Below are 15,902 nucleotides of genomic sequence, written 5' to 3'. Positions count from 1 at the left end.
TAAGAAACGTTTGCCTTTTTAAATAAATGTATAAGTAAGCATTCTTATTATGAACGGAAACGAGAATTTTAAAGAAATCTTATGAATGTCATTTTTATGTAATATTTCTTTGCAAAATCGCAACACTATGTGAATAGATGGGTAGAAAAGGAGTAGTGACATGGATAATACAAAGGTGCGTGTTGAAAACGTAACAAAAGTATTTGGGAAACACCCGCAAAGAGCGCTTACTTTATTAAAAGAAGGAAAAAATAAATCGGAAATTTTGAAAGAGACAGGAATGAATGTTGGTGTAAAAAAGGCAACGTTTGAAGTATATGCGGGAGAAATTTTTGTGATTATGGGGCTGTCTGGTAGCGGGAAATCTACGTTAGTTCGGATGTTAAATCAATTAATTAGACCAACAGCAGGGCATATATACATAGATGGTGAAGATATCGCGACGATGGGGAAAGAAGAGTTACGAAGAGTGAGAAGAACGAAAATGAGTATGGTGTTTCAAAAGTTCGCTTTATTTCCGCATCGTACAGTGATACAAAATGTTGCGTACGGATTAGAAATTCAAGGAGTTCCAGTAGAGGAACGAGAGCATAAAGCATTAGAATCGCTACAGTTAGTAGGGCTTGATCATCATAAAGATAATTATCCAAGTCAACTTAGTGGCGGTATGCAACAGCGTGTTGGAATCGCAAGGGCATTAACAAATAATCCCGATGTATTGTTAATGGATGAGTCATTTAGTGCATTAGATCCACTTATTCGAAAAGAAATGCAAGATGAGCTGTTAGAATTACAAGATAAAATGGAAAAAACAATTATATTTATTACACATGATTTAGACGAAGCGCTTCGAATTGGAGATCGGATTGCATTAATGAAAGATGGAGAGATTGTTCAAATTGGAACGCCAGAAGAAATTATGATGAGTCCTGCCAATGAATTTGTCGAGAAGTTCGTGGCGGACGTGAATTTAGGAAAAGTCATTACGGCGGAATCTATTTTAAAACGACCAGAGACATTATTGATTGATCGTGGACCACGTGTAGCACTTCAAATTATGAGGAACGCTGGTGTATCAACTGTATATGTTGTTAACAAAAAGTATGAGTTTTTAGGTATATTAACTGCGGACGATGCAAGTAAAGCCGTTCAAAAACAGTGGCCAATTGCTGATTTATTACTTAACGATATCCCGCATGTGTATGTAGATACCTTACTTGAGGAAACATATGCAAAAATGGCAGAGATGAAATATCCGTTACCCGTAATTGATGAGAAGAAAAGACTAAGAGGAATTATTAAACGTGAAAGTGTCATTCAAGCTCTTGCAGGAAATATTGAGGAAGAGGTGAAAGACGATGAGTAGTATACCACGTATTCCATTAGGTGAATGGGTTGATTCATTTGTTGCAAGTTTATATGAGCACTTTGAAGGCTTATTCCGAGGGTTCTCTTATATTATCGGCGGATTCGTAGATTTACTCACTAATTTTTTAACAATAATACCAGCCATATTGATGATTATCATCCTTTGTTTCCTCATTTGGTACACAACGAGAAAAGTATCTTTAGTTATTTTTACACTGGTCGGTTTATTATTTATTTTAAATATTAACTACTGGGCACAAACGATGCAGACATTAGCACTCGTACTTACATCTGTTATTATTTCAATCATTGTAGGAATCCCAATCGGAATTTTAGCTTCTCAAAATGAACGCTTCTCAAAATTTTTAAAACCGACATTAGATTTTATGCAAACAATGCCGGCTTTCGTATATCTCATTCCTGCGATTACATTTTTCGGAGTAGGTGTAGTACCTGGGATTATTGCATCCGTAATCTTTGCAATGCCCCCGACAATTCGGTTTACTGACTTAGGAATTAGACAAGTTCCAGAAGATTTAATAGAAGCAGCGAATGCGTTTGGCTCTACCGCATCACAAAAATTATTTAAAGTACAATTACCACTCGCAACTGGAACGATCATGGCTGGTGTGAACCAAAGCATTATGCTTTCCTTATCTATGGTAGTAACAGCATCTCTTGTAGGGGCACCAGGTCTTGGGGTTGATGTATACCGCTCTGTAACACAAGTAAATATCGGAATGGGATTTGAAGCCGGACTAGCTATTGTTGTCATTGCGATTATATTAGACCGCATTACACAAGGATTTCATCAAAAAAGAAGATAACAAAAAAACACACTTTATTATACAAAGTGTGTTTTTTATTTGAATAAATTACATACGAACAATGACAGAACCACCAGCTGGTGCACAAACTTGTTTTTGTTGCTGTTCCATTGATTTAATTAAATGATTATTTTCTTTGATTAATGAGATTAATTTCGCTAATTGGCTTTCAAGACTTGCGATACGCTGCATCATATATTGTGAATCATGATGCAATGTATTCCTTACGGGATGGGGGGAATACACATATTGTTGATTTATATTTGGATTCCAATGAGGATGCATTTGAATCGTTCCTCCTTAAATAAATTATTGGTCTTTCTTATAGTAAATGCCTATATATTCAATGGTTACTTGAATTTTTTTCATTATAAAAGGAGTATGTACAGAAAATGGAAAATATTATATGTAAAGTTAAAGTACATTTTTTGGAGATATTCAAGTGAATGCATATTATTTAGGGAGAAATGATGAGAGGAGATGCAATTGTGGCTAAAAATAATAAAAGGAATGATGCATTAGCAATAGGTGTCAGTTTAGGGGTTGTAATCGGTGTGTTTCAAGGGTTCTTTACTAATAATTTAGTAATCGGAATTGTGATTGGAATAGTAATAGGAATTGCGTTTTTGAAGAAATAGTAAGTTTTAAATTTATTTCAAAAAATGCCTAATTAAAAGAATGAATTTTCGGAATATAAATCCTGGTTTTCCTTTTTTTATGCTATTATTAATAAAAAGGCTGGTGAAGGATATGTCAACAAACAATCAAGTAGAACAAAAATGCTTTATTTGCGAAAAACATAGAGGAAACATTTCAGTTCCAGGTGGAGCTATTTACGAAGATGAACTCGTTTACGTGGGACATGTCCATTGGGATAGCGAAGAAACATACCTTGGTTATGTAATGATAGATATAAAAAGACATGTACCTGGCCTTGCTGAACTAACAGATGAAGAAGCAAAAACGTTCGGGCTTATAACAAGTAGAGTAAGTAAAGCGCTAAAAGAAAGTGAAGGTGCAGAACATATTTATACTTTTGTTTCAGGGAATGGTGTACCACATATGCATATGCACATCATCCCGCGTTATCCAAATACACCCAAAGAGTTTTGGTCACCAACGGAAGTAGCGAAATGGACTGGTGCGCCATATGGTGACGCAGAGAAAATCAAAAAACTATGCGAAAGAATACGAAAGTATATGGTGAGTGAATATGCATACAAGAAATAATAGACAATATTCATGGATTGGAAATAAGAAGATGTGTTTAGACGAAGTTTCAGTAAAACAATATGGTGATATCGTACTCGGTACATATGGCGGGAATATAAGTGCCGGAGCAAAAAAGAACGAAGATGGCGCGTTAGTTTGGTCAAATAGTGATTGGGAATTTGCAGCCATTTTAGATGGACATAATAGTGCGGAAAGTGTTGATTTAGTAGTGAATACAATCCAAAAAGAATACGAAAATATAAAAGCAATGATGAATGAATCGATTGATACAGTATTTCGATCTGTTGAAAATCATATACTTACAATCTTTCAGTCCTCTTCATTTAAAGAAAAGTGCCAAAAAATTAAAGGTGAAACAGCTTGTTTAATATGTGTAAGAAAAGAAAATTATATATGGTGGTTATCTATTGGCGATTGCCTCATTTATGTATTTCATGAAGAATTACATAAGTTAGGACAATATGCATTAAATCAGCGTCATTTTTATGAATGGATTGGAAATGTAAACACATTTCATTTACCAGTTCCTTGCTACTCAACAGGCATTCGTGAATTACGTACTGGAAAAAATCGAATTGTAATGGTTACAGATGGGGTATTAGAATGCGGGGACCGACACTATGAAACACCATTTAATCTATATAATGATATGAATAGAACTAATGTAGAACTTGAAGAAAGTGTTCATCATGTATTAGAGTACGTTCATCATCAATTCGGACGAGATAGTGCGACAATTATTAGTTGGGACGTAGAGAACAAAATGAGTACTACGTATCCGAGTGATCAGCCGGAGAAAATCCAGACTATAAGATAAAGGAGGTGATCTCTCTAATGCATGTGAAAGTAATTGTATTAGTTTTATGGATCATATTCTTATTTGTTTTAGAAAATATAGTGAGAAAAAGGCTAAATATACCGAAACAAACAGGATGGAATAATAAATATGTAAATAAGCTGCATAAATGGGGAAACAGGATCATTATTTTTTCGTATATAGTGGTTATAATTATATGCTCTTCTCTTTCGAACCCTTTATACATGGGCTTCCTACCCTTTCTGTTTTTAATTACTTTGTATAGTTTCGAATCGTATATGGAATGGAAATATGATAGAGAATCAAGGGAGTTTTTGATGTCCTTAGGCGGAGTTGTATCACTGTTGATAACGGGGATAATTCTATATTTCCTTATTTAATACGTATTGATTAAGACACTCTGGCAATATCATAAAATGAGCAATTATAGGGAGAGAAGAAATGAAAAGTCCTCAATTACGTGCTGAAGTAATGATTTTAAATGAAGATCGTTCTGAAGTACTTGTACAATGTGATTTAAGTGAAACATTTTATCGTTTTCCAGGCGGTTCTATAGAATTTGGTGAAACTGTAAAAGAATCGATAATACGAGAATTAATGGAAGAATACGATTTGAAGATTTATGTTCAAGAATTAGCCGTTGTAAATGAGCATATTTTTGAGTGGAACAACGAAAAAGGACATCATTGCACATTGATACATTGGGGGACTGTTAAAGAGAGAATTACAAATGAAATAAGACATAAAGAATATGAGGATATTATATTAATTTGGAAAAGTATAAATGAATTAAAGGAGAAGCGCACATATCCTGAAGGGATTGTAAGCTATTTAGAAGAGGATAACCGTAATATAGTCCACTTTATTTCTAAAAATATATAAGGTAATAGGGGGGATCACAATGGGAAGCTCTACTTTTTGGATACTAATTTTCGTTTTTTGCATAGTTGGCTATTTTTTCGATAAGTACTTGAGAAAAAAATTGGATATGCCAAAGAGTCGTTTTTGGGGATATAAGCATGTGAATAGCCTGCATGTAAAATTGGAAGTAGGACTATTTATAATTTATTTAATAACTAGTTTTATTTATATATATAAATTTGAAAACGCTAATATTGGATATGCTATTATTACTTATTTAGGGGTAACATGGATTTTAAGATCATGGATGGAATGGAAGTATGATAGAGAGTCGAAAGAGTATATATTTTCGATAATCGGACTAGTTTCATTTATAGTTATGTTCTTAATATTATTTTATATCGTTCCACCTGCTGCATAATAAAGTGACTATTTAGAAGATACTAGCTATCATGTAATCCACTTTACTTTAAATAATGCAACGTAGTAATAGGAGGGGATTAAACATGTGGAATTCTACAGTTTGGATAATCATTATAGGAATTGCTATAGGTGGTTATTTTTTAGAACAATTTTTAAGAAGAAAGTTGAATATGGAGAAGAGAGGTTTCTTTGGATATAAGCATGTAAATAGCTTGCATGTAAAATTGGAAATTGGATTATTTATAATTTATTTTATTAGTAGTATAATTTATACTAACAACTTTGAAAATGCAAATGTAGGTTATGCATTCTTCGCTTTTTTTGGAGTATTATGGACATTACGTGCATGGATGGAGTGGCAATATGATAGGGAATCGAAAGAATATATTATATCAATAATCGGCTTATTTACATTTTTTATTGCGATTTCATTGCTACTTTACTTCGATCCAATTTCATTATAAAAGTAAGTCTATAGATATAAAACGAGGGGATGAAATAGTTTGGGATTAAATGAAATATTAGAACAAATTCGAGTGAAGTCTGTAGAGCAATCACTACTAATAATAGGTGTTGATGGTTGTGGGGGAGCAGGAAAAAGTACGTTAGCTAATAAAATAAAAAATAAATTTTCAACTGTAACGATTGTTCATATGGATGATTTTTATTTACCATCCGCACAAATTGTAAATGAACATCCTATGAATAAATCGGTTGGTGCAGATTTTGATTGGAAACGCCTTTTACAAGATGTTTTAGATCCGATTAGTAATGGCATTGAAGGATGTTATAAACGTTACGATTGGGAAACGGATTCTTTAGCAGAATCTCATACTGTCCCTACAAACGGAATTGTTATTATAGAAGGTGTATATGCAACACGTCAGGAGCTGGCGGAACTGTATGATTTGAAAATATGGGTGAATTGTCCTCGTGAAACACGCATAAAAAGAGGGATTGCTAGAGACGGGGAAGCAGCACGCGATATGTGGGAAAATAATTGGATGGTTGCTGAAGATATGTATGTAGAAAGTCATAAGCCACATGCGTTTGCAGATATTATTATTGATGGCACAAATCAAGTGTTAACTAATAAATAAGAAACCATTTACTACTAAATGGTTTCTTATTTAAATTCATCATTTATCCCACTTTAATGGGCAGTAAGACCCCCACCTCAAAATTCAACGTAAGCAAAGAATTTAGGTGGGGGATCAACTGCCCATAAAAGTCCGATTGGTGAGGGCTAATAATTAGTGGGGATGAACAAAACCCCGACTGATTAAAGTTTCACTTTATTTTGGATAATATGGATGTAACGAAATTAGTTTTATCCTCTGCATATTGATGTTTGTCATTAGGATTAGCCTGTGAAAGTTGAATCTTTAACTGTTCATACTGTATACGAGAAGTTTTGTTGTTTATTAAGTAATCTCTGAATTGTAATTGCTCTAATAAATATGTATTTCCTTGTTCATACATATGAATTTGATGAGTTCTTGGCTCTCCTTTATTAAAATAGTATCGTTCAGGTAGTACATCTTTTCTATATTTATAGTTAAGTAGTTCTAACTTTTTAATGCATTTTAAGCCATCCTTATAATCTTCTAATTCAATTGCTATATCAATAATTGGCTTTGCACTTAAATGTGGAATAGAGGTACTACCAATATGGTGTATCGCTAAAATATGTTCGCCAATTTGTTCCTCAATGAATTGTTTCTCTTTTATAAAATCAATTTGCCATTCTTCAGTCCACGGAACTAAAAACACTTGTCCATATGGTAAACCTAACATTTAATTTGCACCTCTTTCAAAATAGTTTTCAAAAGTCTATTACATTTTCTTAAAGGTTCTCAAAACAAGGTATTCCCACAATCTCCAAGGAAGAATCTTCTTCGAAAAGATCATGAATTTTACACCTTTTCCAATTGGATAGCGTAAATTCGTACGCTTAGATTCAGCGATTTCTACGATTTTATTTGCAACATCTATCGGATTACCAAACGTATCACTACCGCTATTAATATGTTTTTGTATTTTATCCATATATTCTTTGTAAGGAGAAGATGTATCAGATTGGTTTGTAGCTAGTTGTTTACCAACTTCCCAAATATTTGTGTTATAAGAACCTGGTTCTATTAAAGCAACATCTATTCCGAACGGTTTTACTTCTAAACGAAGAGATTCACTCCAGCCTTCTAATGCATATTTTGATGAAACGTAAGGAGATAGACCAGGGAATCCAACTTGACCACTGATGCTGCTTATATTAATGATTTTTCCACTTTTTTGTACTCTCATATAAGGTAATACAAGTTGAGTAATTGATATAGCTCCAAACAGATTCGTTTCAAATTGTTTACGGTATTCCTCTACTGGAATTTCTTCTACAAAGCCCCCATTTGCATATCCTGCATTATTAATGAGAAGGTCTACTCTGCTTATTTCTTGTAAATACAATTGAAAGTTATGTATAGAGTTTTGGTCGGTTACATCTAATTGCTGAATTTTTATGTTTTGTTGTAAGTTGAGTTTAGTAGCTTGAGATATTAAATCTTCTTGTTTATTAAGGTTTCGCATTGTAGCAATGACTAAATAGTCTTTTTTTGCAAGTTCAAGTGTAGTTAATAGTCCGAATCCACTTGAGGCTCCTGTAATAATTGCGATTTTTTTATTCATTTTTTGCTCGCTTTCTTTTTCTTTTATCATAACGAGTTATGAAAAGAAAATCTATTAATCTTACATTCGTTTTGAGAGCAATACCGTTAATTCTATTTTAAAAGAGGGAATTATTTGGACTCAGCGTATATAAAGAAGTGAGTATAAATACGTTAATGAAATGAGGGGAAAAAATGGCTCATGTGAAAGATGTATTAGCAGATCAATTATTAGCGAATGCGAACGATCCCAGTTGGTATATGCCATTTTCAGATGCTGTGAAAGATCTATCTGAGAGAGAAGCTTTCTGGAAACCGAATGAAGAGAGTAATAGTATAGCTGAAATTGTACAACATTTATTGTATTGGAACTCAACGTGGCAAACTAGGTATAAAGAATCGAATGTGAATGCTGTGCCCGCTATTGGTGATAATAACAAAAGTTTTATGCTTTCAAATAATCAATCTTTCGATGAGTTGAGAGAAAAACTACTAGAGAAACTGTTACAATGGCAAAAGCTTATAGATGAAGAGAAGGTTGAAAGTGATGTAGTTGGATTTCCTGTTTCTGCAAAGTGGTGGGAAGTGCTAGCAAATGTAACAACTCATAACGCTTATCATATTGGTCAAATTATTTACATCCGGAAGTTACAGAAGAGTTTTGAGAATGAATAAGATCATAATTATCAAATTAGGTGAACAAAAGTGGACAAAACGAGACATAAGTCTCATTTTGTCCACTTTTTTATTTTGAAAGAATAGAGAAAACCTTTGAAATCAAGGATTAGAATTTGGCACAGTACTTGCAATATAAAAGATGAACAAGAAAATAGGAGGGCTGGACATGTTAAAAACAACTGAAAGTAAAGGGAATGAAATTACGAAAGAACAAGCTCGTTGGATGTATGAAAAAATGTTAGAAATTCGTAAGTTTGAAGATAAGGTACATGAATTATTCGCGCAAGGCGTTCTGCCAGGTTTCGTTCATTTATACGCAGGTGAAGAAGCGGTAGCAGTTGGTGTATGTGCCCACTTAACAGATAGTGACAGTATTACAAGTACGCATAGAGGACATGGGCATTGTATCGCAAAAGGCTGTGATTTAAATGGGATGATGGCTGAACTTTTTGGGAAAGCGACAGGGTTATGTAAAGGTAAAGGCGGTTCCATGCATATTGCCGATTTAAATAAAGGAATGCTTGGTGCAAATGGGATTGTAGGCGGAGGTTTTCCACTTGCTTGCGGCTCTGCATTAACAGCTAAATATAAAGGAACGAAAGATGTAAGTGTTTGCTTCTTCGGTGACGGAGCAAATAATGAAGGGACATTTCACGAAGGGGTTAATTTAGCGGCGATTTGGAAGTTACCAGTTATTTTTATCGCAGAAAATAACGGTTACGGTGAGGCGACAACATTTGAATATGCTTCAAGCTGTAATTCCATTGCAGATCGCGCGAAAGCTTACAATATTCCAGGTGTCCAAATAGATGGAAAAGATTTACTTGCGGTGTATAAAGCAGCGGAAGAAGCGGTGGAGCGCGCACGTAATGGCGATGGTCCAACAATAATTGAATGTATGACATATCGCAATTACGGTCATTTCGAAGGTGAAGCGCAAACATATAAAACTTCAGAAGAAAAAGAAGAACATTTAAATGAAAAAGATGCGATTGTGAATTTCCGTAAGCATTTAATTCATGAAGCTTTATTGACTGAATCTGAACTTGTGGATATGGAAAAGGCAGTAGATGAAGCAGTACAAAAATCAATTGAATTTAGTGAAAATAGTCCATATCCAGAGGATGAAGAATTATTAAAAGATGTATACGTTTCTTACAAATAAGAGGAGGGTGAAAAATAATGACTAGAACAGTAAGTATGTCAACTGCAATCAATGAAGCGATGAAAATATCAATGCGTCGTGATGAAAATGTAATTTTAATAGGAGAAGATGTTGCAGGCGGTGCACAAGTGGATCACTTACAAGATGATGAAGCGTGGGGTGGTGTACTCGGTGTTACGAAAGGGCTTGTGCAAGAATTTGGCCGGAATCGTATTTTAGATACTCCAATTTCTGAAGCTGGTTATATGGGAGCAGCCATGGCAGCTGCGGCAACAGGATTACGTCCGATTGCTGAATTAATGTTTAATGATTTCATCGGCAGTTGTCTTGATCAAGTATTAAACCAAGGTGCAAAATTCCGCTATATGTTCGGTGGTAAAGCGAAAGTGCCAGTTACAGTACGTACGATGCATGGTGCTGGTTTTAGCGCAGCAGCGCAGCATTCACAAAGTTTATACGCTTTATTTACTAGCATTCCAGGTATTAAAGTTGTCGTTCCTTCCACTCCATATGACGCAAAAGGCTTATTATTAGCAGCAATTGAAGATGACGATCCAGTAATCTTCTTTGAAGATAAAACACTTTACAATATGAAAGGCGAAGTACCAGAAGGGTACTATACAATTCCTTTAGGGAAAGCAGATATGAAACGCGAAGGTTCTGATGTAACAATCGTCGCAATTGGAAAACAAGTTCATACAGCACTTGCAGCTGCTGAGCAATTATCGAAAAAGGGACTTGAAGTAGAAGTAATCGATCCACGTTCTTTATCACCACTGGATGAAGATACGATTTTAGCATCTGTTGAAAAAACGAATCGCTTAATTGTTATTGACGAAGCAAATCCAAGATGTAGTATCGCAACAGATATTGCGGCAATTGTAGCAGATAAAGGATTCGATTTGTTAGATGCACCTATTAAACGAATTACAGCACCACATACACCAGTTCCGTTCTCACCACCACTTGAAAAGTTATATTTACCAACGCCGGAGAAAGTAATTGAAATTGTATCTGAAATGATCGGAGACCAATCTTTATTACATGTGTAATGAAACGATGAGAAGGGAGAGAGAAACATGGCTGTAGAAGTTGTAATGCCGAAGTTAGGTATGGCGATGAAAGAAGGTATTATTACGAGCTGGAATATTAAAGCGGGTGATCATGTAGCAAAAGGTGAACTAATTGCTAGTATTAACTCGGAAAAAATCGAAACGGAAATAGAGGCACCAGCTGATGGAACTGTTCTTGATATAGCTGTAAGTGAAGATGAGGGAGTTCCACCTGGTACTGTAATTTGCTACATCGGTAAGCAGAATGAAAAAGTAGAAGTTCATGAAAGTACACTTGTTGTAGAAGAAAAAATACCTAATTTAGAATCTAAAAATGTAAAACATCCAGAACCATATGCGAAAGAAGTAGCAAAGCAAAGAATTAAAATTTCACCTGTAGCGAAGAAAATTGCAAAGTCTGAAAATCTGGATATAAAGGTATTGGTTGGTACAGGTCCTGGCGGAAGAATTACAAAGGTAGATGTGTTAAAGGCGCTTGAAGAAAGAGTGCTGATTCCAGAAGTACATGAACAAGAAGAAAGTAAAGTCCTTCCTGTTACTGGTATGCGGAAAGCAATCGCAAACCGTATGCATGCAAGTTTACAAAATAGTGCGCAATTAACATTAACGATGAAAGTAGATGTGACAGATTTAGTGGCTTTACATAAAGATATAGCGGAAGCTGTACAAAAACGATACGATAACAAACTAACCATTACGGATTTTGTTTCTCGTGCTGTAATATTAGCGCTTGGAGAGCATAAAGAAATGAACAGCGCGTATATAGATGACGCAATTCATCAATTTGAACATGTTCATTTAGGCATGGCAGTCGCGTTAGAAAAAGGATTAGTTGTCCCAGCTATTCGCTTTGCTAATAATCTATCTGTAGTAGAGTTATCTAAAGAGATTAAGAATGTGGCACAAAAAGCACGAGCAGGTAGTTTAAGTAGTGATGATATGCAAGGAACAACATTTACAATTAGTAATTTAGGTAGCTTCGGTATTGAATATTTTACGCCGGTATTAAATACACCTGAAACTGGTATTTTAGGTGTAGGTGCAATTGAACATGTTCCTGTATATAAAGGGAAAAAATTAAGAAAAGGCAGTATGTTGCCTTTAAGTTTAACATTCGATCATCGTGTATTAGATGGTGCACCAGCAGCTGCATTTTTACGTACAATTAAACGTTATTTAGAAGAACCTGTAACAATTCTTTTATAAAGAGAAGGTGAGAGAATGAGTAAATTAGTTGTCATTGGGGGCGGTCCTGCTGGCTATGTAGCAGCAATTACCGCGGCTCAAAATGGAAAAAATGTCACTCTTATTGATGAAGCTGACCTTGGCGGGACTTGTTTAAATGTTGGTTGTATGCCTACGAAATCATTGCTAGAAAGTGCAGAAGTGCATGACATTGTGAGAAAAGCGAACTATTATGGAATTGCTCTTAATGAAGGAAGTATTTCAGTAGATTGGAAGCAAATACAGGTGCGGAAATCACAAATCGTAACGCAACTCGTGCAAGGAATTCAATATTTAATGAAGAAAAATAAAATACAAGTTATACAAGGTAAAGCGAGATTTGAAACGGATCACCGAGTGAGAGTTACACATGGTGATAAAGAAACCGTAGTAGATGGAGAACAATTCATTATAGCCGCAGGTTCAGAACCAACTGAATTACCTTTTGCTCCATTTGATGGGAAGTGGATTTTAAATAGTAGCCATGCGATGTCCCTAGAAAATATACCAAGATCATTATTGATTGTTGGCGGTGGTGTAATAGGGTGCGAGTTTGCAAGTATTTATAGTCGTCTTGGAACAAAAGTTACGATTGTTGAAATGGCACCGCAACTATTACCTGGTGAAGATGGAGATATCGCACAAATATTAAAAGAGAAACTAGAAAATGATGGCGTAGAAATATTTACAGGAGCAGCTTTAAAAGGATTAAATAATTATAAGAAACAAGCTTCATTTGAATATGAAGGAAATATCCAAGAAGCCAATCCGGAATATGTACTTGTTTCTGTCGGCCGAAAACCACGTGTACAAGGATTAGATTTAGAAAAGGCAGGCATTCAATTTTCAAATAAAGGGATTGCTGTGAATGAACATATGCAAACAAATGTATCACATATTTACGCAGCAGGTGATGTGATTGGTGGAATCCAGCTTGCTCACGTTGCTTTCCATGAAGGAACGACAGCAGCATTACATGCGAGTGGAGAAGATGTGAAAGTTAACTATCATGCAGTACCTCGATGTATATACACATCCCCAGAAATCGCAAGTGTCGGTTTAAATGAAAAAGATGCAAGAGAGCAGTACGGTGACATACAAATTGGCGAATTTCCTTTTACAGCGAACGGAAAAGCGCTTATTATTGGAGAACAAACGGGGAAAGTAAAAGTTATTGTGGAACCTAAATATCAAGAGATTATAGGGATTTCAATTATCGGTCCTCGTGCAACTGAACTGATCGGACAAGGAACCGTAATGCTTCATACAGAAGTTACCGCTGATATAATGAGAGATTATATTGCAGCGCATCCAACTTTATCTGAAGCGATTCATGAAGCGTTATTGCAAGCGATAGGACATGCTGTACATGCTTAATGAAAATATAATAAACCACTATTCTCTAAATGAATAAGAGAATAGTGGTTTGGATTTTTACAGAAAAAATTGAATATCCTATTATTTTTTTACGTCAATCGCTGAAGTAATATCGTTCCAATCAGCAGCTAAATTAGCAGTTTTACCGTACCAATCAGCATGTTTAAATACAACACCTTTTCCATATCCTTGTGTAGAAGTATGCTCCCAAAGTGTCGTTGAATAACTTGCTGAAGGCGATGCTGTACTTACAGAAGAAATTCTATCATTCCAGCTAGAAGGTAGGTTTTTAAAACCGCTGCTCCAGTAAATATATTGGCCACCTTTATCTTTATGTTCATAAAAATCAGTACTACCAGCACCGCTACCTAAAGGATTAATTTTATTTTTAAGTGCTTTTTTATCCTTTTCAATATAAGCATCTAATGTTTCACGGTTAGTAAAACCGTAAGCTAGCCAATCTCCATTTTCATTTTGCTCTGGTAATACCATTGTAATTTGGATGTTTTTCTTATCCTGATCAGTTAATTTTGCAAATGAATTAACATTCTGTTCATCCACTTTTAAATAGTCAAATGACTTAATTGTGTTACTTTTTTCTTCAGCACTTACTGCACCTAATCCTCCAGTTAATGCAAATCCCGCTACTAGTGTACCTGCTACTAATTTCTTCAACATATAACCATCCCTTTTTGTTTAGATTTTTGTACAGGTGAATCTTTGTACTATTAAAATGTATTCCAATCGAGAACTATTGTAAATATTCTGAAGTTTTAGAAATAAAAGGCGGAATATTTACAGTTTTTCATTTTTTCTTTAGAAAAAATAGTTATTGGAATGATATAATAAATAGATATATCGCTTTTGTTGGATGTTAAAATGTTTTAGGAGGGAAGCTATTGAAGTATTTCAATAAAAATTGGTATAAAGAAATGCAAATTATAGAATTTGTAAGTTATATAGACTCTATAAAAGAATGGTCAGAAATGGATATACAAAGTTTAATTGAGGAAATAAAGGAAAGGAAAACAGATTTATTAAAATTCCTTCCTGAATCCATACATCCATTTATTCATAGCATCACAATTAATTCAGAATATCCTTCTAGTGAATTGAAAAAACTTATGAAAGTATGGATAGGGGATTGTGAGAAAAGAAGGGCTCATTTAGATCGATTCTATTTAGATCACTTCCATTCAATTAAGAAAAAACTCCCAACAAATGTTATTCAGTTACATGAATACTCACTACATGACAGTGTATTAAAATCAGTAGAGAGAAGATCAAAAGATACGCTAATTATTACTTTAGATTGCAGTGGTACTTTCAGTGAATTTGATAAACTGCAAGTAACTTTTACAGGCGTAACGAAGTGTTCAATTCCGGAAAATTTTGAAGGTGCTTTGTGGTTAAGTCATGAAATAGATCTTACTAATGAAGGGTTCGAATTCGGTGTTTTATTTGATTGCCCATTTGAAGAAGTGACAATTTGTGCAAAAGACGTATTGCTTGAGATAGGTAACTAGTAAACTTTATAAATTTACAAACAAAAAAACAGTCTTATAAGACTGTTTTTTATTTAGATGCTAAATTATCAAGTTTCCAAAATGTATCTGTTAACGGTGCAGCTTTACTATCTATGTATAAATACATAGAATTTAAATCTTTTGGTGAAGTTTTCATATTAAATACAATGTCGCTAGTTAAAGAAAACTCAGAAGGAACCTTTTTAGCATTTTCATTTTGTATAACTTCACCTTCGTATTTTTCACCCGTTTTTTCATCTTTTATGAAATATTTTATTTCTGAAAGATCTATCGTTTGTCCGTCAGTACGAGCATTATTTATAGTAACGCGAGCTGTGAGACGCCACTCTTTGTCTATTTTCTCGAATTTTGCATTTTCAACAGTTGCTCTATAGTATTCATTTTTATATATTTCCCCATAGTGCATTGCATCCTTTTCAAGAGCGCTCTTTTCTTGTTTTGGTGTAGTATTTCCATTACATCCTGCCATTAGTCCTGTGAATAATAATGCTGTACAAGTTACTTTAATTATAGATTTCATAATAATTCCTTTCTGTGTTAAAAAATAAAGCATAGGAATAATTTTACATGAATAGGAAGGTAAATGGAAGTTTATTTATGTAATATAAAGATATACATTTATTTAGTTGTAAAGTTAATGGGATAGAAA

21 protein-coding genes are annotated in these 15,902 nt (G+C 34.4%); 16 read left to right on the top strand and 5 right to left on the bottom strand.

Going from position 1 to position 15,902, the window contains the following annotated elements; translation table 11 throughout:
• The first annotated feature begins 160 nt into the window (after positions 1-160).
• Positions 161-1,366 (top strand): quaternary amine ABC transporter ATP-binding protein, encoded by a 1,206-nt coding sequence (locus tag FOT98_RS09395; protein WP_063263083.1) that lies wholly within the window; start codon positions 161-163, stop codon positions 1,364-1,366.
• Positions 1,359-2,195 (top strand): ABC transporter permease, encoded by an 837-nt coding sequence (locus FOT98_RS09390; protein ID WP_063263082.1) that lies wholly within the window; start codon positions 1,359-1,361, stop codon positions 2,193-2,195. Before FOT98_RS09395 ends, FOT98_RS09390 begins: the two co-directional genes overlap by 8 nt.
• Before the next feature lie 48 nt (positions 2,196-2,243).
• Here FOT98_RS09390 and FOT98_RS09385 read toward each other — a convergent pair whose 3' ends face one another.
• Positions 2,244-2,480, bottom strand: a complete 237-nt coding sequence (locus FOT98_RS09385) for a hypothetical protein (RefSeq protein WP_063263081.1) — start codon at positions 2,478-2,480, stop codon at positions 2,244-2,246.
• Positions 2,481-2,665: 185 nt separating this feature from the next.
• On the opposite strand from FOT98_RS09385, the gene FOT98_RS09380 reads away from it, so the two are divergent.
• From FOT98_RS09380 to FOT98_RS09345, 8 genes are all read left to right on the top strand, one after another.
• Positions 2,666-2,833 (top strand): glycine zipper domain-containing protein, encoded by a 168-nt coding sequence (locus FOT98_RS09380; RefSeq protein ID WP_063263080.1) that lies wholly within the window; start codon positions 2,666-2,668, stop codon positions 2,831-2,833.
• A gap of 40 nt (positions 2,834-2,873) precedes the next feature.
• Entirely contained in the window at positions 2,874-3,425 is a 552-nt protein-coding gene (locus tag FOT98_RS09375) for an HIT family protein (RefSeq protein WP_144291053.1), read from the top strand.
• Positions 3,409-4,245 (top strand): PP2C family serine/threonine-protein phosphatase, encoded by an 837-nt coding sequence (locus FOT98_RS09370; RefSeq protein ID WP_080467809.1) that lies wholly within the window; start codon positions 3,409-3,411, stop codon positions 4,243-4,245. Before FOT98_RS09375 ends, FOT98_RS09370 begins: the two co-directional genes overlap by 17 nt.
• 17 nt (positions 4,246-4,262) lie before the next feature.
• Positions 4,263-4,625, top strand: a complete 363-nt coding sequence (locus tag FOT98_RS09365) for a DUF4181 domain-containing protein (RefSeq protein WP_063263078.1) — start codon at positions 4,263-4,265, stop codon at positions 4,623-4,625.
• A gap of 61 nt (positions 4,626-4,686) precedes the next feature.
• Positions 4,687-5,127: an NUDIX domain-containing protein gene (locus tag FOT98_RS09360; RefSeq protein WP_063263077.1), complete on the top strand. Its 441-nt coding sequence runs from the start codon at positions 4,687-4,689 to the stop codon at positions 5,125-5,127.
• Between the two features lie 19 nt (positions 5,128-5,146).
• Positions 5,147-5,527 carry a DUF4181 domain-containing protein gene (locus FOT98_RS09355; protein WP_063263076.1) on the top strand — a complete coding sequence of 127 codons (381 nt, stop codon included), beginning with the start codon at positions 5,147-5,149 and terminating at the stop codon, positions 5,525-5,527.
• A gap of 85 nt (positions 5,528-5,612) precedes the next feature.
• Positions 5,613-5,993, top strand: coding sequence for a DUF4181 domain-containing protein (locus tag FOT98_RS09350; RefSeq protein ID WP_063263075.1), 381 nt, complete (start codon positions 5,613-5,615; stop codon positions 5,991-5,993).
• A gap of 39 nt (positions 5,994-6,032) precedes the next feature.
• Positions 6,033-6,629 carry a uridine kinase family protein gene (locus FOT98_RS09345; protein ID WP_063263074.1) on the top strand — a complete coding sequence of 199 codons (597 nt, stop codon included), beginning with the start codon at positions 6,033-6,035 and terminating at the stop codon, positions 6,627-6,629.
• Between the two features lie 190 nt (positions 6,630-6,819).
• On the opposite strand, the gene FOT98_RS09340 is transcribed toward FOT98_RS09345, so the two are convergent.
• Both FOT98_RS09340 and FOT98_RS09335 read right to left on the bottom strand, forming a co-directional pair.
• Entirely contained in the window at positions 6,820-7,326 is a 507-nt protein-coding gene (locus tag FOT98_RS09340) for a GrpB family protein (protein ID WP_063263073.1), read from the bottom strand.
• A gap of 39 nt (positions 7,327-7,365) precedes the next feature.
• On the bottom strand, positions 7,366-8,211 hold the full coding sequence (locus FOT98_RS09335) for an oxidoreductase (RefSeq protein ID WP_063263072.1): 846 nt from the start codon (positions 8,209-8,211) through the stop codon (positions 7,366-7,368).
• Between the two features lie 173 nt (positions 8,212-8,384).
• Between FOT98_RS09335 and FOT98_RS09330 the strand changes: the two genes are divergently transcribed.
• From FOT98_RS09330 to lpdA, 5 genes are all read left to right on the top strand, one after another.
• Positions 8,385-8,864 carry a DinB family protein gene (locus FOT98_RS09330; RefSeq protein ID WP_063263071.1) on the top strand — a complete coding sequence of 160 codons (480 nt, stop codon included), beginning with the start codon at positions 8,385-8,387 and terminating at the stop codon, positions 8,862-8,864.
• Between the two features lie 169 nt (positions 8,865-9,033).
• A complete protein-coding gene (acoA, locus tag FOT98_RS09325) occupies positions 9,034-10,032 on the top strand; it encodes an acetoin:2,6-dichlorophenolindophenol oxidoreductase subunit alpha (RefSeq protein ID WP_063263070.1) in 999 nt (332 codons plus the stop codon).
• 17 nt (positions 10,033-10,049) lie between these two features.
• Positions 10,050-11,084, top strand: coding sequence for an acetoin:2,6-dichlorophenolindophenol oxidoreductase subunit beta (acoB, locus tag FOT98_RS09320; RefSeq protein WP_061679768.1), 1,035 nt, complete (start codon positions 10,050-10,052; stop codon positions 11,082-11,084).
• Positions 11,085-11,111: 27 nt separating this feature from the next.
• Entirely contained in the window at positions 11,112-12,311 is a 1,200-nt protein-coding gene (locus tag FOT98_RS09315; protein ID WP_063263069.1) for a dihydrolipoamide acetyltransferase family protein, read from the top strand.
• Between the two features lie 15 nt (positions 12,312-12,326).
• On the top strand, positions 12,327-13,706 hold the full coding sequence (gene lpdA / locus FOT98_RS09310) for a dihydrolipoyl dehydrogenase (protein ID WP_063263068.1): 1,380 nt from the start codon (positions 12,327-12,329) through the stop codon (positions 13,704-13,706).
• Positions 13,707-13,787: 81 nt separating this feature from the next.
• Here lpdA and FOT98_RS09305 read toward each other — a convergent pair whose 3' ends face one another.
• The gene (locus FOT98_RS09305) at positions 13,788-14,384 is read right to left on the bottom strand and encodes a hypothetical protein (RefSeq protein WP_063263067.1); all 597 of its coding nucleotides are present in this window, start codon (positions 14,382-14,384) and stop codon (positions 13,788-13,790) included.
• 221 nt (positions 14,385-14,605) lie between these two features.
• On the opposite strand from FOT98_RS09305, the gene FOT98_RS09300 reads away from it, so the two are divergent.
• On the top strand, positions 14,606-15,232 hold the full coding sequence (locus FOT98_RS09300; protein ID WP_063263066.1) for a DUF4085 family protein: 627 nt from the start codon (positions 14,606-14,608) through the stop codon (positions 15,230-15,232).
• A gap of 49 nt (positions 15,233-15,281) precedes the next feature.
• On the opposite strand, the gene FOT98_RS09295 is transcribed toward FOT98_RS09300, so the two are convergent.
• Positions 15,282-15,773: a hypothetical protein gene (locus FOT98_RS09295; protein WP_063263065.1), complete on the bottom strand. Its 492-nt coding sequence runs from the start codon at positions 15,771-15,773 to the stop codon at positions 15,282-15,284.
• Between the last annotated feature and the right edge of the window lie 129 nt (positions 15,774-15,902).

The sequence above is a fragment of the Bacillus sp. HY001 genome (assembly GCF_007558965.1).
GTDB classification, from domain to species: domain Bacteria; phylum Bacillota; class Bacilli; order Bacillales; family Bacillaceae_G; genus Bacillus_A; species Bacillus_A mobilis.
The sequence above is the reverse complement of the archived record's forward strand: the minus strand, read 5'-3'. Positions and strand labels throughout refer to the sequence as shown.